This window comes from Pseudomonas sp. RIT-PI-o, from assembly GCF_001297215.1.
GTDB classification, from domain to species: Bacteria; Pseudomonadota; Gammaproteobacteria; order Pseudomonadales; family Pseudomonadaceae; genus Aquipseudomonas; species Aquipseudomonas moraviensis_A.
This window is the reverse complement of the sequence record NZ_LHPA01000052.1, coordinates 1-19,963: the sequence shown is the minus strand read 5'-3', so window position 1 is coordinate 19,963 and position 19,963 is coordinate 1. Positions and strand designations below refer to the sequence as shown.

General features: G+C 60.5%; 17 protein-coding genes and 4 tRNA genes. 14 read left to right on the top strand and 7 right to left on the bottom strand.

The window, feature by feature from the left end:
- Position 1 precedes the first annotated feature (1 nt).
- Complete coding sequence (locus tag AEQ63_RS26470) at positions 2-3,472, bottom strand: hybrid sensor histidine kinase/response regulator (RefSeq protein ID WP_064365413.1); 3,471 nt, start codon at positions 3,470-3,472, stop codon at positions 2-4.
- 222 nt (positions 3,473-3,694) lie between these two features.
- Entirely contained in the window at positions 3,695-4,237 is a 543-nt protein-coding gene (locus AEQ63_RS26465; protein WP_042607620.1) for a TetR/AcrR family transcriptional regulator, read from the bottom strand.
- A 91-nt stretch (positions 4,238-4,328) separates the two neighbouring features.
- Here AEQ63_RS26465 and AEQ63_RS26460 point away from each other — a divergent pair, with 91 nt between their 5' ends.
- The 4 genes from AEQ63_RS26460 (at position 4,329) to AEQ63_RS26445 (ending at position 9,114) form a co-directional block, all read left to right on the top strand.
- A complete protein-coding gene (locus AEQ63_RS26460; protein ID WP_442965731.1) occupies positions 4,329-5,528 on the top strand; it encodes an MFS transporter in 1,200 nt (399 codons plus the stop codon).
- A 49-nt stretch (positions 5,529-5,577) separates the two neighbouring features.
- Positions 5,578-5,889 carry a cupin domain-containing protein gene (locus tag AEQ63_RS26455; protein WP_042607622.1) on the top strand — a complete coding sequence of 104 codons (312 nt, stop codon included), beginning with the start codon at positions 5,578-5,580 and terminating at the stop codon, positions 5,887-5,889.
- A gap of 105 nt (positions 5,890-5,994) precedes the next feature.
- A complete protein-coding gene (locus AEQ63_RS26450; RefSeq protein ID WP_064365412.1) occupies positions 5,995-7,146 on the top strand; it encodes a TDT family transporter in 1,152 nt (383 codons plus the stop codon).
- 96 nt (positions 7,147-7,242) lie between these two features.
- Complete coding sequence (locus AEQ63_RS26445; RefSeq protein ID WP_064365411.1) at positions 7,243-9,114, top strand: MFS transporter; 1,872 nt, start codon at positions 7,243-7,245, stop codon at positions 9,112-9,114.
- 114 nt (positions 9,115-9,228) lie between these two features.
- Here the strand turns inward: AEQ63_RS26445 and sugE are convergent, their stop codons facing one another.
- The 3 genes from sugE to rdgC form a co-directional block, all read right to left on the bottom strand.
- Positions 9,229-9,543, bottom strand: a complete 315-nt coding sequence (gene sugE, locus AEQ63_RS26440) for a quaternary ammonium compound efflux SMR transporter SugE (protein ID WP_041479526.1) — start codon at positions 9,541-9,543, stop codon at positions 9,229-9,231.
- A 116-nt stretch (positions 9,544-9,659) separates the two neighbouring features.
- Positions 9,660-10,625, bottom strand: coding sequence for a bile acid:sodium symporter family protein (locus AEQ63_RS26435; RefSeq protein WP_042607626.1), 966 nt, complete (start codon positions 10,623-10,625; stop codon positions 9,660-9,662).
- A 148-nt stretch (positions 10,626-10,773) separates the two neighbouring features.
- Positions 10,774-11,694: a recombination-associated protein RdgC gene (gene rdgC, locus AEQ63_RS26430; RefSeq protein ID WP_042607627.1), complete on the bottom strand. Its 921-nt coding sequence runs from the start codon at positions 11,692-11,694 to the stop codon at positions 10,774-10,776.
- Positions 11,695-11,853: 159 nt separating this feature from the next.
- On the opposite strand from rdgC, the gene AEQ63_RS26425 reads away from it, so the two are divergent.
- The 4 genes from AEQ63_RS26425 (at position 11,854) to AEQ63_RS26410 (ending at position 12,387) form a co-directional block, all read left to right on the top strand.
- Positions 11,854-11,929: transfer RNA gene (locus tag AEQ63_RS26425), tRNA-Val, on the top strand.
- Positions 11,930-11,948: 19 nt separating this feature from the next.
- Positions 11,949-12,025, top strand: a tRNA-Asp gene (locus AEQ63_RS26420).
- A gap of 190 nt (positions 12,026-12,215) precedes the next feature.
- Positions 12,216-12,291 (top strand) — tRNA-Val (locus tag AEQ63_RS26415).
- A 19-nt stretch (positions 12,292-12,310) separates the two neighbouring features.
- Positions 12,311-12,387, top strand: a tRNA-Asp gene (locus AEQ63_RS26410).
- A gap of 89 nt (positions 12,388-12,476) precedes the next feature.
- On the opposite strand, the gene AEQ63_RS26405 is transcribed toward AEQ63_RS26410, so the two are convergent.
- Positions 12,477-13,646 carry a catalase family protein gene (locus AEQ63_RS26405; RefSeq protein WP_064365410.1) on the bottom strand — a complete coding sequence of 390 codons (1,170 nt, stop codon included), beginning with the start codon at positions 13,644-13,646 and terminating at the stop codon, positions 12,477-12,479.
- The gene (locus AEQ63_RS26400) at positions 13,643-15,454 is read right to left on the bottom strand and encodes a di-heme-cytochrome C peroxidase (protein ID WP_064365409.1); all 1,812 of its coding nucleotides are present in this window, start codon (positions 15,452-15,454) and stop codon (positions 13,643-13,645) included. The genes AEQ63_RS26405 and AEQ63_RS26400 overlap by 4 nt, the downstream gene beginning before the upstream one ends.
- Before the next feature lie 269 nt (positions 15,455-15,723).
- Between AEQ63_RS26400 and AEQ63_RS26395 the strand changes: the two genes are divergently transcribed.
- The 6 genes from AEQ63_RS26395 to AEQ63_RS26370 form a co-directional block, all read left to right on the top strand.
- A complete protein-coding gene (locus AEQ63_RS26395; protein WP_016773732.1) occupies positions 15,724-16,440 on the top strand; it encodes an FKBP-type peptidyl-prolyl cis-trans isomerase in 717 nt (238 codons plus the stop codon).
- 293 nt (positions 16,441-16,733) lie between these two features.
- A complete protein-coding gene (locus tag AEQ63_RS26390) occupies positions 16,734-17,189 on the top strand; it encodes a YkvA family protein (protein WP_064365408.1) in 456 nt (151 codons plus the stop codon).
- Positions 17,190-17,301: 112 nt separating this feature from the next.
- The gene (locus tag AEQ63_RS26385) at positions 17,302-17,643 is read left to right on the top strand and encodes a helix-turn-helix domain-containing protein (protein ID WP_042608528.1); all 342 of its coding nucleotides are present in this window, start codon (positions 17,302-17,304) and stop codon (positions 17,641-17,643) included.
- A complete protein-coding gene (locus AEQ63_RS26380) occupies positions 17,640-18,011 on the top strand; it encodes a hypothetical protein (RefSeq protein WP_003223109.1) in 372 nt (123 codons plus the stop codon). Before AEQ63_RS26385 ends, AEQ63_RS26380 begins: the two co-directional genes overlap by 4 nt.
- Positions 18,012-18,419: an SEL1-like repeat protein gene (locus tag AEQ63_RS26375; protein WP_064365407.1), complete on the top strand. Its 408-nt coding sequence runs from the start codon at positions 18,012-18,014 to the stop codon at positions 18,417-18,419.
- A gap of 238 nt (positions 18,420-18,657) precedes the next feature.
- The coding region (locus AEQ63_RS26370; RefSeq protein ID WP_236705287.1) for a DUF6531 domain-containing protein at positions 18,658-19,963 on the top strand (1,306 nt) is incomplete at its 3' end.

Genomic DNA, 19,963 nt, shown 5'->3' with positions numbered 1-19,963 from the left:
CCTACAGCGGCAGATAACGACTCAACAGGGCCCGCAACGCCGCGGGCTTCACCGGTTTGGCCAGATAATCCAGTCCCGCCGCGTGCACCTGCGCCACCGTCTCCGGGCGCCCATCCGCACTGATTACCACGCCGGGCACCGGTTCGCCCAGACGCGTACGCAACCACGCCATCAACTCCGTGCCGGTGTCGCCATGATCGAGGTGATAGTCGACCAGGGCGAGTTGCGGCCGTACGCCCTCATTCAATATCGCGGCGCATTCGTCGCGATTGCGTGCCGTCCACACCTGGCAGCCCCAACGGCTGAGCAGGCTGTTCATGCCAATCAAAATGCTGTCTTCGTTATCGATGCACAGCACCTGCGCGCCGCTAAGCAATTTACCGTTCAGTTCCACGGCTGCGTTCGCGGGAGGCGTTTGTGTGCGCGCCAGCGGCACCGTCACGCTGAATACGCTGCCACGGCCCGGCCACGAACGAACGCGCAAGGTATGCCCGAGCACCCGGCACAAGCCGTCGGCGATTGCCAGACCCAGGCCCAGGCCTTTCTCCGCGCGGGTCTGGTGGCTGTCGAGGCGCTTGAATTCTTCGAAGATCACCTGCTGCTTGTCTTCCGGAATGCCCGGCCCGCGATCCCAGACCTCCAGACACAGCTCGCCGTCACGCCGGCGCACGCCCAGCAGCACCGGGCCCTTGGCGTAGCGGAAAGCGTTGGTGAGGAAGTTCTGCAGAATCCGCCGCAGCAGCTTGATGTCGCTGTCGATGCGCAATTGACTGCCGCGCACCCGGAACGTCAGCTTCTGCTCCTGGGCAAGCGCTTTGAATTCCGCACCGAGGGTGTCGAACAGTTCATTGACCGCGAAGGGCTTGCGATCCGGGTTGATCTTGCCGTTTTCCAGACGCGAGATATCCAGCAGATCGCTGATCAGGTCTTCGGCTGAACGCAGCGAGCTGTCGAGGTGTTGCACCAGTTGTTGCGCCTCGGCGCTCAAGCCTTCGTTTTGATGGGAGAGGGCGGCGGAGAACAGCCGTGCGGCGTTCAGCGGCTGCATCAAGTCATGGCTGACGGCGGCAAGAAAGCGGGTTTTCGACTGGTTCGCCGCCTCGGCGGTGCCCTTGGCTTCGGTGAGTGCGACGTTGAGTTGCGAGAGTTCCTGGGTGCGCTCGCTGACCCGTTGTTCGAGGCCTTCGTTGGCCTCAGTGAGCGCCTGTTCGGCCTCGCGGAACGCGGTAATGTCGGTGAAGCTCATGACGAACCCGCCGCCGGGCATCGGGTTGCCGATCAGCTCGATCACCCGGCCATTGGGGAACAGCCGTTCGGAGGTGTGCGCGCGGCCCTGGCGCATCCAGTGCAAGCGGCGCGCAACGTGCACTTCGGCCTCGCCGGGGCCGCATAGGCCACGTTCAGCGTTGTAGCGAATGATGTCGGCAATCGGCCGGCCGACGCTGATCAAACCGTCGGGGTAGTTGAACAGTTCCAGATAACGTCGGTTCCACGCCACCAGTTTCAGCGATTGATCGACCACGCTGATGCCTTGCGTGATGTTCTCGATCGCGCCTTGCAACAGCGCACGGTTGAACTGCAGCACCTCCGAGGCTTCGTCGGCGATGCGGACTACGTCCTCCAGCTGCATTTCCCGACCTTCGATGGCGGCTTTTACGACAGCGCGCGTCGAAGAGGCACCGAGGACACCGGCGAGCAAGCGTTCGGTGTGAGCAATCCATTCGCTGTCGGCGTTCTGGTTGGGGTTGAAGCCCTTGCCCTGGCGGTAGGCGAAACGAATGAAGCTCTGTCGCGCCCGTTCTTCGCCGACAAAACGCGCCGCCAATTGCAGCAGATCGTCGATCTGCACCGCCAGCATCGAGCGACCATTGGGCCGCGCGCTGATTTCCTGGCCGATGAAACGCCCGGCCTGCCAGTGTTCCGAAACCCGCGTGCGCGACAGCCCCGAGCCCCAGGCAAACAGGGGGAAGTTCCCCGCCAGCGACAGCACCACGCCTTGGGTCAGCGGCGTGATCGGCAGGTTCAGCGGATTGCTGTGCAGCCACGCCAAGCCGGGGAAGCTCGCTAGCGACCAGCCGAGACTGTGCGCGGCAATCGGCAGCCCCAGCGTGTAGAACCACAGGAAAGGGCCGGGGGCGAGCCCGGCAAACACGCCACGGCGGTTGGCCTGTTTCCAGTACAACGCGCCGAGCATCGCTGGCGCCAGTTGCGTTACCGCCGCGAAGGCGATCTGGCCGATGGTCGCCAGGCTCGCGGTCGAGCCGAGCAAGCGATAACTGACGTAGGCCAGCAGCAGAATCACCACGATGCTGACCCGGCGCACCGAGAGCATCCACTGGCGGAACACTTCGAACGGGCGCTCAGCGTTGTTGCGGCGCAACAGCCACGGCAACAGCATGTCGTTGGAGACCATGGTCGACAGCGCGACGCTGGCGACAATCACCATGCCGGTCGCTGCCGATGCACCACCGATGAACGCCAGCATGGCCAGCGCCGGATGCGCCTGGGCCAGCGGCAGGCTGATCACGAAGGAGTCGGGCAGCACGTGGCTGGGCAGCAGCATCTGACCGGCGAGAGCGATAGGGACTACGAACAGTGCGGCCAACGCCAGATAGGCGGGGAACACCCATTTCGCCAGCCGCAGATCCTGCGGGTCGATGTTCTCCACCACGGTGACGTGAAATTGCCGGGGCAGGCAGATGATCGCCATCATCGCTACGCCGGTCTGCACCACCATCGACGGCCAGTTGATGGTTTCCTTCCAATAGGCTTCAAGGCGCGGGGCGAGCATCGCCTGATTGAACAGGTCGTCGAAACCGTCATACAGGCCGTAAGTAACGAAAGCGCCGACGGCGAGAAAAGCGAACAGCTTGACCAGCGATTCGAAAGCGATCGCCAGGACCATGCCACGGTGGTGTTCGGTGGCATCAAGGTTGCGCGTGCCGAAGACGATAGTGAACAACGCCAGCACCAGCGACACGATCAGCGCCGTGTCCTGAGCGCGGGTGCCCATGGCATCGGCGCCGGCGCCGATCAGCAGGTTCACGCCGAGGACGATGCCTTTGAGTTGCAGGGCGATATAGGGCAAGACGCCGACCAGGCAGATCAGCGCCACGACCACCGCCAGCGATTGCGATTTGCCGTAGCGCGCGGCGATGAAGTCGGCGATGGAGGTGATGTTCTCCTGTTTGCTGATCATCACCATTTTCTGCAGGACCCACGGCGCGCCCACCAGCAGCAGGATCGGCCCGAGGTAGATCGGCAGGAACGACCATAGTTGTTCCGCCGCCTGTCCCACCGCGCCGAAGAACGTCCAACTGGTGCAGTAAACCGCCAGCGACAGGCTGTACACCCAGGCACGCACTCGCGGCGGCAACGGCGTGCTGCGACGGTCGCCGTAAAAGGCGATGGCGAACATGATGGCCATGTAGGCCAGGGCAACGACGGCGATCAGCCCGGTGGACAACGACATGCAGCACTCCCGACAAAAGACTCCCCGGCACTCCTGCCCGGGCGAACAGTCTCGCACGGGCGCGGCGGTTAGTCAGTGTCGACCAAGGTCGTGGCGCGGCGGGGTGTCGCAGGCGGGGTACCGGGTGGTTTTTATGGTAACCGGGCGGGCCTCTTCGCGAGCAGGCTCGCTCCCACAGTTGGGATGCATTTCCTTGTGGGAGCGAGCCTGCTCGCGAAGGCGTCAGTCCAGACGCAGCGCGATATCAATCAGGCGATGAAGCTCCTCCACCTCCAGCGCCGCCGCCGAAAACAGAATCCGGAACACCACCGGCGCTACCACCAGATTGATCAAGCGATCGACACTCGGCGTTTTCTCATGCGCATAGCGATCGACAATGGTCTGCAACTGCGCACCAATGATTGCCACGCAATAGCCCGGCGTAGCGCTCGCCTGCACGTCACGCATCATGTTGCGCCCGACCTCCGAACTCATCTCGTCGAGATACTGCTCGGCCCACGCGCGGATATCGCCGCGCAGACTTCCAGTGTCCGCCGGTTCGCTGTCCGGGCGCATACGGGCGAGGGCGACGTCCGCCAGCAACGCCGCCAGATCACCCCAGCGCCGATAGATCGTTGACGGCGTAACCCCCGCGCGGGCGGCGATTTGCGGGACGGTCACGGTGGAACGTTCCTGCTCTTGCAGCAGCGCATTGACAGCCGAATGGATCGACTCTTGCACCCGGGCACTGCGGCCACCGGGGCGTAAACCTTCTTTAATAGCCATGGTTCAGACCTTAACACAAAGAATTTGCTTTAAGCGCGAGGCGGTAGCACACTGCGTAAAAGCAAAAAGTTAGCTTTTGCGGAGTGTCCCTATGACCAGCCCTTTGAACAACCTTGCTTCCCATCGATCCAGCCTGTGGTTTCTGGCGATCACCTTACTCAGTTTTCTCGCCGCTTCCACCGCGCCGACGCCGTTGTATCACCTGTATCAGGACCAATTGCATTTCTCGTCAGCGATGCTGACGCTGATCTTCGCCGTTTACGCCTTGAGTCTGTTGGCGGCGTTGCTGACGGTCGGTTCGCTTTCCGACCATTTGGGCCGCAAGCCGGTGATCTTCAGCGCGGTTCTGCTCAATGCCCTGGCGATGCTGCTGTTCATTTACGCCGACAGCGTCGCCTGGTTGATCGGCGCGCGGGTGCTGCAGGGTTTCGCCACCGGCATGGCCACCGCCGTTTTGAGCGCAACATTGCTCGACACCGATCGCCAGCAGGGGCCGTTGATCAACAGCGTCGCGCCGTTACTCGGAATGGCTTTGGGCGGTTTGGGCTGTGGCTTGCTCGCAGAATTCGCACCCGCGCCGTTGCAGCTGACCTACTGGTTGCTGCTGGCGTTGTTCGTGTTGCAGGGCGTGTATGTCTGGCGCTTGCCGGAAAGTGTTTCGCGACAGAGCGGGGCGTGGGCGTCGTTGCGGCCGACCTTGCATGTGCCGGTGCAGGCGCGTTCAACATTGTGGCGAGTGTTGCCATTGAATACTGCAACCTGGGCGCTCGGAGGTTTTTATGCCTCGCTGGCACCGTCATTGGTACGCACGGCCACCGGCTCGACCTCCAACCTGATCGGCGGAGCGACGGTGGCGGCATTGACCGTGACGGGCGCGTTGATGATCTTCACCATGCGCAACCGCCCGGCTGCTCAGGCGCTGCTGCTGGGCGCGAGCTTGCTGCCGGTCGGGCTGATATTGATTTTGCTTGGGGTACACGGCGCCAGTCTGTCGCTGTTTTTCTTTGGCACGGTGATCGCCGGTTGTGGCTTTGGCTCGGGTTTTCTGGGTGCGGTGCGCACTCTGGTGCCGCTGGCCTTGCCCCACGAGCGAGCCGGGTTGATGTCTGCGTATTACGTGCTCAGTTATCTGGCGTTCTGTCTGCCGGCGCTGCTGGCCGGGCATCTGGCGCGCAGCTTCGGATTGCTGGCGACCACCGACGGTTACGGCGTTGTGCTGATCGTGCTGGCCGTGGCTGCGCTGCTGCTCAGTCTGCGGCCCCAGGCGGGTAAAATTTGCAGTGCTCCTTGAGCGCCGCGGTTTCGGTTAGCCTTGGCGAACTTCTCTCACGGATCGATTCATGAAGATTATCCGCAGCAAATCGTTTACCGCCGAACGCGCCTGGGGTGCCTTGGACATCGCCAACATGAACGGCATCACCACGCGCCTGCACTGGACCGATCAGCCGTACAAATGGCACGTCAACGACGGAGAAGAAGTGTTCGTAGTACTCGATGGTCGGGTGCGGATGCACTACCGCGAAGGCGGCGAGGAGCGGCAGGTTGTGTTGGACACAGGTGATATTTTCTATGCCTCGGTCGGCACCGAGCACGTCGCCCATCCGCAAGGCGAGGCGCGGATTCTGGTAATCGAATCGGAGGGTAGCGTTTAGCTGTTTATCTGCAAAACAGATAACAGTTAGAGATATTACCCGTTATATCGATATTCGATTCGGATCTACCATGAGCTCAACCTCACCAGAGGACAGGAGCTCATGATGATTTGCCCCAACAGTGTCACCCCCGGCTTCAAGCCTTTCAGCCAGCTTCAGCATCCGCGCGAAGTGATCCGGCAATTCACGCCGAACTGGTTCGCCGCGACCATGGGCACCGGTGTGCTGGCATTGGCGCTGGCGCAATTGCCGCTGGCCATTCCCGGATTGCACGCCGTGGCTGAAGGGCTGTGGCTGTTCAACATTGTCTTGTTCACGCTGTTTACCGCAGCCTACGCCGCCCGCTGGATGTTGTTCTTCGATGAAGCACGACGGATTTTCGGCCATTCAACCGTGTCGATGTTCTTCGGCACCATTCCCATGGGCCTGGCGACGATCATCAACGGTTTTCTGCTGTTCGGCGTGCCGCGCTGGGGCGACGGAGTAATCCAACTGGTTGAAGCGTTGTGGTGGATCGATGTGGCGATGTCGCTGGCCTGCGGCGTGCTGATTCCCTACATGATGTTTACTCGTCAGGAGCACAGCATCGATCAGATGACCGCGGTGTGGTTGCTGCCGGTAGTGGCGGCGGAAGTGGCTGCGGCCAGCGGCGGCTTGCTCGCCCCGCATCTGACGGACGCCCATGCGCAACTCATCGTACTGACCACCAGCTACGTGCTCTGGGCCTTTTCCCTGCCGGTAGCGTTCAGCATTCTGACCATCCTGTTGTTGCGCATGGCCTTGCACAAACTGCCCCACGAAAACATGGCCGCGTCGAGCTGGCTGGCCCTCGGGCCGATCGGCACCGGTGCGTTGGGCATGTTGCTGCTGGGCGGTGAGGCCCCAGCGATTTTTGCCGCGAATGGTCTGCCCGGTGTCGGCGAAATCGCCTCGGGTCTGGGCCTGGTGGCGGGAGTGACGTTGTGGGGTTTTGGTCTGTGGTGGATGTTGATGGCCCTGCTGATCACCGTGCGTTATCTGCGTGACGGCATTCCGTTCAACCTCGGCTGGTGGGGCTTTACCTTTCCGCTGGGCGTGTATTCCCTGGCGACGCTGAAACTGGCGAGCATCCTCAGCCTGACGTTTTTCAGCGTGTTCGGTACGGCGCTGGTGATTTTGTTGGCGGCGATGTGGCTGATCGTCGGCAAGCGCACCGTGCAGGGCGCGTGGCGTGGCGAGCTGTTTGTCTCGCCGTGTATCGCAGGTTTGAAGAAATAAACTGAAAAGTTTAGGTAAGGTGTGGCCTGGATCGTGGTGCGGCATTCCAATAACAAGCACCCAGGCCTCTCTACCCAACATCAGGAAACACGGAAGATGAGTCACCCCTCACAGTTCAACCTGTTGCGTACCCGGCGCTTTTTGCCCTTCTTTATTACCCAGTCGCTCGGCGCGTTTAACGACAACGTATTTAAACAGTCGTTGATCCTCGCCATCCTCTATCGGCTGACCATCGAGGGTGACCGCTCGATCTGGGTCAACCTTTGCGCGCTGCTGTTTATCCTGCCGTTTTTCCTGTTCTCGGCACTGGCCGGGCAATTCGGGGAAAAATTCGCCAAGGACGCGCTGATCCGCCTGATCAAGCTCGCAGAAATCGCCATCATGGCCGTAGGATCGATCGGCTTTCTCTTCGATCATCTGTCACTGATGCTGGTCGCGCTGTTCGCCATGGGCACGCATTCGGCATTGTTCGGCCCGGTGAAGTATTCGATCCTGCCGCAGGCCTTGCGCGATGACGAACTGGTCGGCGGCAACGGTCTGGTGGAAATGGGCACGTTTCTGGCGATTCTCGCCGGGACCATCGGCGCCGGGATCATGATGTCGACCGAGCACTACGCGCCGGTGGTCTCCGCAGCGATCGTCGGCATTGCCGTGCTGGGTTACCTGGCCAGCCGCAGCATTCCGCGTGCGGCAGCATCGTCGCCGGAAATGCGCCTGAACTGGAACATCTTCAGCCAGTCCTGGGCGACGCTGAAACTCGGCCTGGGCCAGACGCCAGCGGTGTCGCGCTCGATTGTCGGCAACTCGTGGTTCTGGTTCGTCGGGGCGATCTACCTGACGCAGATCCCGGCCTACGCCAAGGAGTGGATGCACGGCGACGAAACAGTGGTGACGCTTATTCTGACGGTGTTCTCGGTGGGGATCGCGCTGGGTTCGATGCTCTGCGAAAAGCTCTCCGGGCGCAAAGTCGAGATCGGTCTGGTGCCGTTCGGCTCGTTCGGCCTGACCGTGTTTGGCCTGTTGCTGTGGTGGCATTCCGGGGGAATCCCGGACAGCGTCACCGGCCATAGCTGGATTGCCGTATTGGGCTTCGTTCACACCTGGGCGGTGTTGATCGATATTCTTGGTCTGGGCATTTTTGGCGGCTTCTATATTGTGCCGCTGTACGCGCTGATCCAGTCGCGCACGGCTGAAAACGAACGGGCGCGAGTGATCGCCGCCAACAATATTCTCAACGCGCTGTTTATGGTGGTGTCGGCGATTGTTTCGATCGTTTTGTTGAGCGTCGCCAAGCTGTCGATCCCGCAACTGTTCCTGGTGGTGTCGCTGCTGAACATCGGCGTCAACGCCTACATCTTCAAGATCGTCCCCGAATTCAGCATGCGCTTCATGATCTGGCTGCTCAGCCATTCCATGTACCGCGTCGAGCATCGCAACCTTGAAGCGATCCCGGACGAGGGGGCGGCGCTGCTGGTGTGCAATCACGTGTCATTCGTTGACGCCTTGCTGATCGGCGGGGCAGTGCGTAGGCCGATTCGCTTTGTCATGTACTACAAGATCTACAACCTGCCGGTGCTGAACTTTATCTTCCGCACGGCGGGCGCGATTCCTATCGCCGGACGCCAGGAAGACATCCAGATCTACGAAAAAGCCTTCACGCGCATTGCTCGGTATCTGAAGGAAGGCGAGCTGGTGTGCATTTTCCCGGAAGGAAAGTTGACCGCTGATGGCGAGATCAATGAATTCCGAGGTGGGGTGACGCGCATTCTCGAGGAGACGCCGGTGCCGGTGATTCCGCTGGCGTTGCAAGGGTTGTGGGGGAGTTTCTTCAGTCGCGATCCGAACAAGGGCTTGTTCCACCGTTTGTGGTCGCGGGTAACGCTGGTGGCGGGGCCGGCGATTACCGAAGGGACGGAACCGGCGAAGTTGCAGGGGTTGGTAGGGGAGTTGCGCGGATCCGTCAGATAGTCGGTGCATCAAAAGACCCCTTCGCGAGCAGGCTCGCTCCCACAGGTGACCGTGTTCCAATGACGGAATGCGGTTGAATGTGGGAGCGAGCCTGTTCGCGAAGACGGTAGTGGCTTAAGCGCTTACTTTAAGGCCTATCAAACCCGTGACGATCAACGCCACACTGGCCAGCCTGATCAGCGCCATCGATTCACCAAACAGAATGATCCCGGCGATCACCGTACCCACGGCACCGACGCCGGTCCAGATCGCATAAGCCGTACCCAATGGCAATTCCTTCATCGCCAGGCCCAGTAGGCCCAGGCTGATAGCCATGGCGGCAACGGTCAGGGCGGTGGGGAGCGGGCGGGTGAAGCCGTCGGTGTATTTCAGCCCGACGGCCCAGCCGACTTCGAACAGGCCGGCGCAAAACAGAATGATCCAGGACATGCAGGACCTCCATCGATTGACGGGGTCGTCCCCAGGTTAATGACTCGATCGAGCCGCCGGGTCGTCCCCGCGTTGCGCAATAGTGACGAGCATTAACCCGAGGATCAAGTGTCAGGTCAATCGGCGGCCCGTTGCGCAAGATTGTCGCGGTCTTCCTTTTCACTCATGCGCCGGAAGTACGTCGACAGCAGCGCCCCGGAAATATTGTGCCAGACGCTGAACAACGCGCTCGGCACCGCCGCCAGCGGCGAGAAATGCGCACTGGCCAGCGCCGCACCGAGGCCCGAGTTCTGCATGCCGACTTCCAGTGCCAGCGATTTGCGCTGAGCCAGAGGCAAACCGAACAAGCGCCCGGTGAAGTAGCCGAGCAGATAGCCGAAGCTGTTGTGCAGCATCACCACGGCCATGATCAACAGCCCGGACTCGGCGATTTTCGCCTGACTCGCCGCCACAACAGCGGTGACGATAATCACGATGCTGACCACCGACACCAGCGGCAGCACATCCACCGCATGCCGCACCTTGTCACCAAGCAGACGTTGCGCAACTACGCCGAGAATGATCGGCAGCAGCACCACTTGCAGGATCGACCAGAACAGCTCCATGAACGACACCGGCAGCCATGCTGAGGCCAGCAGCCAGATCAGCGCCGGAGTCAGCAACGGGGCGAGGAGGGTGGTGACCGCGGCGATCGCCACGGAAAGCGCCAGATCACCGCGCGCCAGCCAGGTCATCACGTTCGACGAGGTGCCGCTCGGGCAGCAGCCGACCAGAATCACCCCGACGGCGATTTCCGGCGGCAGGTGAAAAATCTGGCAAAGCAACCACGCCACACCGGGCATGATCACGAAATGCGCGACCACGCCCAGCGCCACTCGCCACGGATGGCGAGCGACGGCGGCGAAGTCGTCGAGTTTGAGGGTCAGGCCCATGCCGAACATCACCAGACCCAGCAGCGGTACGATCGCGCTTTTCAGGCCGATGAACCACGCCGGTTGCAGGAACGCCACGACGGCGAATATCAGAACCCAGTAAGCGAAGGTATTGCCGACAAAGCGGCTGAGTGCAGCCAGTGCGCGCATGGCTTGATCCTTGTTATTAAAAGAACAGCACAAAACAAATGTAGGAGTGAGCCTGCTCGCGATAGCGGTCTATCAGTCAACATATTCGTTGAATGTCAGTCCCTCATCGCGAGCAGGCTCACTCCTACAGTTTGGACCTCGCAGGGCTTTAGATCCCCTGCGGCATCTCTTCCCCGCCCAACGCTTCAACCAGCGCCGGCAGGAAGTCGCCGAAGGTCAGCATCATCAAGGTGAAGCTGGCATCCAGTTGACCCAACGCTTCATCGCCACCGTCCTGTTCCGCCTGATCCTGCAGCAGATCCTCGAACTTCAGGCGCTTGACGGTCATCTTGTCGTCGAGCATGAACGACAGTTTGTCCTGCCAGGCCAGCGACAGCTGAGTGACGACTTTGCCGGTGCTCAGGTGCAGCTGGATTTCTTCGCTGGTCAGGTCCTGACGCTTGCAACGGACAATGCCGCCGTCTTCATGGGTGTCGCGCAGTTCGCACTCGTCCAGCACATAGAAATCGTCGGCGGCTTTCTGTGTGGTGACCCAATCGGTCATCACCGCAGTCGGCGCCATTTTCACGGTCAGCGGACGGACGGGCAGGGTGCCGATCACTTCGCGCAGGGTCGACAGCAAATCCTCGGCGCGTTTCGGGCTGGCCGAGTTGACCAGGATCAGGCCCTGTTTCGGCGCGATGGCAGCGAAGGTCGACGAACGACGAATGAACGCGCGCGGCAGGAAGGCCTGGATGATTTCATCCTTGATCTGATCGCGTTCCTTTTTATAGACCTTGCGCATCTGCTCGGCTTCGATCTCTTCGACCTTTTCCTTGACCGCGTCACGCACGACGCTGCCCGGCAGAATACGTTCTTCTTTACGGGCAGAGATCAGCAGGAAATCCCCGCTGACATGCACCAGCGGCGCATCTTCGCCCTTGCCGAACGGTGCGACGAAACCGTAAGTGGTCAGCTCCTGGCTTGCACACGGCCGCGCCAGTTTGGTCGCCAGTGCAGTCTCCAGCGCCTCGGCATCGACAGGCAGGTCTTGGGTCAGGCGATAGATCAGCAGGTTCTTGAACCACATGGGGTGAGTCACTCCTTTATACAAAGGGGGGCATTATTGTCTTCGCCGGGGCATAGGCCAACCCTTCTCTAAGCCTTTGGAAGGCCTCGGAAAATTATTTAAAAAAGTGCTTGCCAGAGGTTGGGGTGCTCCGTAGAATGCGCGCCACACCGAAGCGAAGGGTGATTAGCTCAGCTGGGAGAGCGTCTGCCTTACAAGCAGAATGTCGGCGGTTCGATCCCGTCATCACCCACCATTCGTTTCAAGTGTTTAGCGCAGCGGTAGTTCAGTCGGTTAGAATACCGGCCTGTCACGCCGGGGGTCGCGGGTTCGAGTCCCGTCCGCTGCGCCATATTCGGTAACCTGGACCACTGAACGCCAGGTCACCACGGAAAAACCCGCTGAGGCGGGTTTTTTTCTGTCTCAAGGTTGTACCCGCGGGATGTGTCGTTTCACCGGTTTTCAGATTTTTTTGAAAAATATTCAATTAAATCAACACTTTACGAAAACTTGTGGCATAATGCGCCCCGTAACGAAGCGAAGGGTGATTAGCTCAGCTGGGAGAGCGTCTGCCTTACAAGCAGAATGTCGGCGGTTCGATCCCGTCATCACCCACCATTCGTTTCAAGCGTTTCGCGCAGCGGTAGTTCAGTCGGTTAGAATACCGGCCTGTCACGCCGGGGGTCGCGGGTTCGAGTCCCGTCCGCTGCGCCATATTCGGTATCTGGAACTGAACGCCAGAAACCACGGAAAGCCCGCCTTGTGCGGGCTTTTTGCTGTCTGCGATTTATAAAATCGCCGCGCTACTGCGCCGCATTGCGGGCATGCCGATAATCGCTCACCGCCTCGTACACCGCCTTGCGCAGGCGATTGATCCCGCCGATCGGCCGATGCGCCTCGATGCCGAACCACGGATTGAATGACAGGTTGTCACATTGCAGATTCAGCGCCGGCGTGTCGAAGTCCTGCGCGGGCAAAGTGATCCGCGCCACCGTTTCAAACGGTGCATCCTGCTCACGCCACTCGATACTGGTGTCTTCGATAGGCATGTACTTGTGCGCGTCCTGGCGCTGGATCTGCAGGACAAAACACGCCGGCACCCGATCCGTCGACAACTGCTGATTAAGTGCGCTGCGCAGGAAATTCGGCAGGTCGTGATTCTGTTTGGGCAGGGTATACGCCGGGCAACTGTCCGGATCCGGCGCGACGCGGAATTTCGCATTGGCCTCACCGAATTTGTAGGGCGATACCGAGAAGTAGGTGGTCGCGGTCGGGCTGTCCGGCGGCGCTGACAGCGTAGCCAGCGCGATGAATAGATGGCGGACCTGCCAGGTACGCGGATCCCATGTCGGAAAAAACGCCATGACCTTCTTGCCGTCAGCCTGCGCCGCCACATTCTGACGGTACTCGGCGACATCGCTGACAAAGAAGTTCGGGTGGCTGAACATCACGAAATCCTGTTCACGTCGGTCACTACTATCGCTGAGCAATTGCTTGCCCGGTACGTCGAGAAGCTTGATCGCCATTCCTCGAGCGTCGCGGATGCTGTCGAATTGCGGATACGCATTGCCGTTGGACAGCCGGATCAGCGCCTGCCAGGTCTTGCCCGGCTCGCTGAACACACCTTGCCGAAGCGACTGCTCCAATTCCGGTAGCACCTGGAGTTGCGCCTTCACGCAGCCATGCGCCTTGGCGTGGGCATCACGCAGATAACGCGTGCTTTCGCGGTGTTGGTCGACGATGCGCACTGCGGTTTGAATGATGTCCTGCGTCATCGCCGCTTCGCCTGCGGGAATCTGTTCCAGAGCCGACACCGGCCCGCGGTGCTGCCAGGCGAACCACGCGGTGGCGATGGCCCAGCCGAGCAGGGCGATGACCAGCACGATCAGCAGCGTCTTGCCGAGCAAACGCCCCAGCCACAGCCAGAAGCGCGCCAGTGGCGGCAGTTGTTTTTTGAATGTCGGCATGATCATGGCAACTGCGCCTCCAGTGGTCCGCCCAGTACTTTCAGGTATTCGAGCAGCGCCCAGCGCTCCTCGGGTTGCAGGAGGCGGCCGATCACCCCGTTGTCGCGTGCGCCGGCGCGGAATTCGTGGCCGCTGTTGTGGTTGCCGCTGATGCGCGTGTCGAACAGGAACGCGTTGGTGAAGGCTTCGGTGCGATAGCCGAGGTGGCGCGGGTCATATTCGAGCGTGCCTTTATAGAAGGTCGTTGCGCGCTCATCCTGCGGTGACAACAACTGATAGAGGCTCGGCACCGAACCGTTGTGCAGAAACGGCGCAGTCGCCCACACGCCAGCCAGCGGTCGGGCCTTGTATGCGACTTTCTCGCGCACGCCGATCGGCAGGCCGAAGCCATCCATTCGCGGCTTTTCCTCCGGCGTGATCTTCGCTTCGCGATAGGCGCGGTTTTCCACGAACGCGGTGACGTAAGCCAGGCCCTTGGCCACCGATAGTTGGCTCGGATCGAGCGACTCTTTGGGTTCGGGGTGCAGCTTGACGTCCATCTTTTCCAGCTCTTTGACATCCCACTGCAGTGCGCTCAGGTCGAAACGGTGGCTGGCAATGTTGTTGGCCGCGTTGGGATCTGTACCGATCACATCCACGGGGAGCATGTGCAAGTGCTGCACCCAGCGTTCGCCTTCCCGGGATTGGCGCGGCACGTGACAGCCGGCGCAGTTTTCGGCGAACAGCGCACGGCCCTTGGCGGCCAGCGGCTTGTCGATCGCACCGAACAGATCCTCGGGCCAGGTTGGCGGCTTCAGTTGTTGCAAGGTTTCTTCGATGGCGTGCAGATCGCGCACGCGTACGCTGGAGGGGTAGCGCTCAGCGCCTTGCAGCGGTTGGCCGTTGGCGTCAAAGAAACTCAGTGTGGCGCCGACGCCGAGCGCTTCGCCGATATTGCGCGCCATCGGCTGCTGTGCCGAGCCGTTCCACTGCACCCAATCGAACGTCCACATGTCCCACAGTTGCGGGTAATCCACCGGCGCATCGGCCACGCGGTAGTTGGCAGGAGAAATCGCATCGCCAAACGTCGCGTTGGCAATCCGGCCGAACGCGTCGGTGCGCCCCGGGCCTTCCTCGGTCGGGTAGAGGCCACGATGGGTATCGTTCCAGGCCACTTTGAGGAAAGTGTTGAGCGAGGTTTTGAAGTCTTTGCGCAATTGCTCGTGGCGCGCGTCGTAATCGGCACCGAGGACCTGGCGGGCGAAGCGTTCGAATTTCCACGGGTTGTAGTAGGTCGAGGCCAGACTTGCGACCAGGGCCTGGCCGAAACTGCCGCCGCGCAATGTAGGAACGCTGGAAGGCAAAACATGTTGCGCGGTGCCGCCATCGATGCGCACGGCCTGACCTTTGAAGCGCAACTCGCCGGTGTGGCAAGCGGCGCAGGTGATGTCCAGATAGTGCTCGGAAGCGTTGCCGGGATTCTGGTGCCGGGCGAAACCGACTGGCAGGTTGCCCGGGTTGCTGGCGCTCGCTTTCTGCTGCGGATCGACCAGGAAACCGAAACGGGCGAGGTACTCGGGGGAGGCGAAGCGCTGTTCTGAGAAGGGCAGTTCCAGCGCCTCGAACCACTCGTAACGCAGGCCTTTGACTTGCGTACCTTGCGGCGTGAAGTAGTAGGTCTGCCGTTGCTCTGCGCTCCATTGATCCAGGTAGCGCACCTGTTGGGGTGGAGCGTAGAAGGGCAATTTCGGATTGGCGACGTAATAGACAATCACCGCAACGGCGATTACCGCCAGTACGATCACCAGAGTGAGAACGCGGAATAGGAGGCGCAAGTTAAACATCCTTGTCGAATTGTTGCGCTGTTATGCCTGAGCCGTGACTGCTGGGCAAGTGGCCATTACGCCAGAGGCTGTGGCAAGTGCCGACGACCTTTGTCGTCCGCGGATGACAGAAGCTTCATCCACACGTTGCGCAAATGCGTTTTAATCCCTGAACTTATCAGAAGATTCCTGCTCTCATGCCGGTAGCCATTGGTCGTGGCGGCCTGATAAGCTCGCGGCTTTACTCGATTGCCCATTCGGCGCATGAACAAGGAAATAGCATGAAACAGCATCGGTTGGCGGCGGCGGTAGCCCTGGTTAGCCTGGTACTCGCGGGTTGTGACTCGCAGACCAGCGTAGAGCTGAAAACCCCGGCGCAAAAAGCTTCCTACGGCATCGGCCTGAACATGGGCAAAAGCCTTGCCCAGGAAGGCATGGATGATCTGGACTCCAAAGCGGTAGCCCAGGGCATCGAAGATGCCGTTGGCAAGAAAGAACAGAAGCTGAAAGATGAAGAACTGGTCGAAGCCTTCGCCTCGCTGCAAAAGCGTGCTGAAGAGCGTATGGCCAAGATGAGCGAAGAGTCGGCAGCCGCCGGCAAGAAATTCCTCGAAGAAAACGGCAAGAAAGCCGGTGTAACCACAACCGCTTCCGGCCTGCAGTACGAAGTGGTGAAGAAAGCCGATGGCCCACAGCCTAAGCCGACCGACGTCGTCACTGTGCACTACACCGGCAAGCTGACCAACGGCACCGTGTTCGACAGCTCCGTCGAGCGCGGCAGCCCGATCGATCTGCCAGTCAGTGGCGTGATCCCGGGTTGGGTAGAAGGTCTGCAACTGATGCACGTTGGCGAGAAGTACAAACTGTACATCCCTAGCGATCTGGCTTACGGCGCTCAGTCGCCAAGCCCGGCAATCCCGGCCAACTCGGTTCTGGTTTTCGACCTGGAATTGCTGGCCATCAAGGATCCAGCCAAAGAAGACGCCGCTGCCAAGTAACAGGCAACGGTATCGACAACAACGCCTCGCTTATGCGGGGCGTTGTTGCATCTGAAGGCTGGCAAAGGTAAACAGAGCGAACTGACGCCCGTCGACACAGTCATAGCTTTGAGGCTGCTCGCGCTAGCCGCCCTGAGCCGCCAAGTCAATGAAATATTGGGCTTTTTTATGTGAGTAAAAAACGCCCGATCTGAGCGCAGCCCTTATGAAACGGGGCTCTCAGCGCTGAAATGCAGCTCTGTTCACAAGGTTATCCACAATTTGTGTGGATAACATTTCAACGGGAAGAATAGATGAAAGCTCCATGGAATTTTGCTCGATTCCTGCCCTTGGCCGGTCGCCTGCTGGCCCGTGGACGTCTGCCAACCCTATTGTTCGCCGTGGCCAGCAAGGGTGCCGCGCAAGGCAATCGTCTCGGCAAACTCAAGGATGATCTGCGCTTGCTGCAGTCGCTGTGCCTGGCCTACTGGAGGGGTGAATACCGGGCGATCAGTGCCAAGTCGCTGATCTCGGTGGTCGCGGGCTTGATGTATTTTCTCAGCCCTGTCGATGCGATTCCGGATTTCATTCCCATGTTCGGCATGCTCGATGATATTGCCGTTCTCGCCTGGCTGATGAAAACCCTCGATGACGAGCTCAATGCCTTCCGCCTGTGGCGCAGGCGCCAGCAACCGGAGAAGCTGGCGGTGGTCGAACGCCTGCCCGACACCCCTGAGCAATTGCAACTGCAAGGCCCGAAAAAGCCCTGACTGACAAAGTCTGCCTGTAGATAGATACCCCCCGCGACCTTGGCCGCTGTTAGGATTACACTTCTAGGGAAAAGCGCCGACTCGCTAAGTGTTGTTGTCCTACGGGGTAGTCATGGATATTCAGATAATTGCACGCGATGGCGAACCCGAATACGCGGTTCTGCCGTGGGCTCAATATCAGGCTCTACTGAAAGCAGCAGGGATCAACGCAACACCGGCGCAGCAGCCCGCGGTGCCGCTCGCCACTTCACCAGAGCCGATTCTTCCGGGTCTGGATCAACTACGCAGTTTGCGCGAAGGGAAGGGCATCGCCATCGAGGCGCTGGCCCGCACGGTAGGCATCAGCCCGTCTTATCTAGCCATGATCGAAAGTGGTGAGCGTCAACCCGACGCCGCGATTCGCCGCAGCCTGGCCTGGGAACTGACGGTGCCAGGTTGGAGGGATGAATCGTGAGCGTACGCATCAGCCGTCAACATTGGGACGGATTGCTGGGGGAACTGGATCAGGCGCGCCGCCAGCGCCATCTTCTGACTTATCGAGCCTTGCTTGAGCGTTTGCAGCTGCCGACTCCGGCGATGCAGACGCTGACGGCGGCGCTTGAGCATCTGGCCGCACTGGATGCCAAAGCCGAGCAGCCGTTGCGCAGTTCGCTGGTCATCAGTCAGGGTGCGAGTCGTTTGCCGCGTACCGGTTTTTTTGAATGTGTCGAGCGTCTGGGTCGCTTTTCCGGGCCGTCGGATGGCGTGGCGGCGGCGTCCTGGCATGCGTCAGAAGTGGTGCGCGTCTTCGAATACGAGTACCCGGAATCGGCGGAGGCCTGAGTGTTTCTGCGCCTCAAGGCGCGGGCCGGATATTGGCTGGCCCGCAGGCTGTTTCATTGGTCGTGGTTCGTTCGCCAGCCGCGCGGCTGGCGCTGGCTTGAAGGCCAGTTTGCGCGCATGGCCAACCTCGGCGATGTCAGCGCGCAAAGCTTTTACGGGCACATTCTGACTTTTCGCGGCGTTGGGCTAGGCGCGCGTGAAGAGGGTGTGCGTTTACTGCGTCTGGCGGCGTTGGCCGGCGACGCTAAAGCGGCCTATCAAGTCGGCGTGATCAGCCTCGCCGGTACCCCGAGCAAAGCACCGGATCCCGCTGAAGCCGTTCGTTGGTGGAGCATGGCCGCCAAGGCCGGGCATCCGTTGGCCGAGCTGAAGCTGCAACAGCTGAAAGCTGGGGATTCAACGCTGTAATTCCAGGTATGTCTTTCAAATAAACGCGGCGTGAGGTTTTCCTCACGCCGCGTTTTGCGTTTTTGCCTGCGCGTTTTGCGAGATGCGGGATTGCAGATTAGTCCTACATCCTTTGCCTACTCGCCTGACTTCTTTCCTCTTTGATCCCCCGCACAGTTCCCGCGACTAATTTCTTGCGCGAGGGACCGCTCATGCTTCAGCCCGTTTTTCAGCTCACCTTGTCTGCCTGCGTGTGTTGATGGAAGCCATCGCTCGCATCGAGCAGGAACTCGACAGCTTTCCGCAAACGCTCAACCTCTATCGCAAACAGCTCGATCACTGGCTCAGTCGCAGGGCGGACCAGATCAGCGAGGCCGCGGACCTGCCGTCGCTGATGGGCATGGAGCGGATCATTCGCTTCGGTGATCGCAGCACGGCGGTCAGCAGCAGCGACAAGGCGTTTTCCTCCAGCGTCGTCCAGTGCCCGCAGGGCGGGCTGATGCAGATCGAGAGCAAGTTCGAATCGGTCTACGACATCCCGCTGGGTAACATCACCGTCGATGTGGTTGACGTGGCGGGCGGCAAGATCACCCCGATCACCCTTGATCAGCACGGCAAGGGTGAGTTCAGAGGCGGCGAGGGCAAGTTCTACCGCGTTCTCGTGCACAGCGCTGTCACCTCCAAGCAAGTCGTCGAGCTGTTCAAATCCTATGACGGTTTGACCGGCGAACTGGACAGTTGGCTGCGCAGCGAGTGGCAGGGCTTCAAGCCACAGTGGTCACAGTCGGCGGCCACAGCGACCAGCAACGGCATGCTCGCCGGCAGTTGGGCGGCTATAGAAGGCGTGTGGGACAGCCTCGGTCTGCTCTCGGAAATTCTTCAGGATCCCGGCAAGTTTGCCGAGCGTTTGGGCAGCGGCGCGGCTGAACTGATCGAGCTGGCGCAGACCGCACCTGAGCTCATGGAAAAGCTGCAACTGCTGGTCAGTGACGAGGCGGCGATGTGCTTGTTGCTGCGGTCGTCGAGCCTGTGGCTGGACATGCTGCCGCCCAGCGAGATTGCCGGCAAGTCCGCTGAAGTGGCGTCGATGATGATCGTGCAACTGATCATCGATGTCCTGATCAGCGTGGTGCTGACCTTTGTCGGAGCGGGGGCGGGGATCGCTTATCTGACGCTGCGTCTGGCCGACCGTGCAGCCCAGTTGTTCAACGTGGCCAAGCGTCTGGTCAAAGCGCTGTTCAGCATCATCAACGCCTTCATTGGATACGTCGACCGCTACAAAGCCGTCGCCGCGCGGGGCATCGCCGCCGGGGTGAAAAAGGGTCGGATGCAATTGCGCTGGGACGCCAAGCGCAACGCCATGTTGAAGAAAGACGAGCCCCACGACGACGTCCCCGACCAGGCGAAAAACCCCAACGGTGATGCCGCCGACTGCGTGCCCAACACCTGCACCAACGGCTGTCCGGTGTCGATGGTCACCGGCGAAGAACTGCTGACCCTGACCGACGCGGTGCTCGATGGCGTACTGCCCTTCGAGTTCACCCGCTTGTACCGCAGCAGCGCCG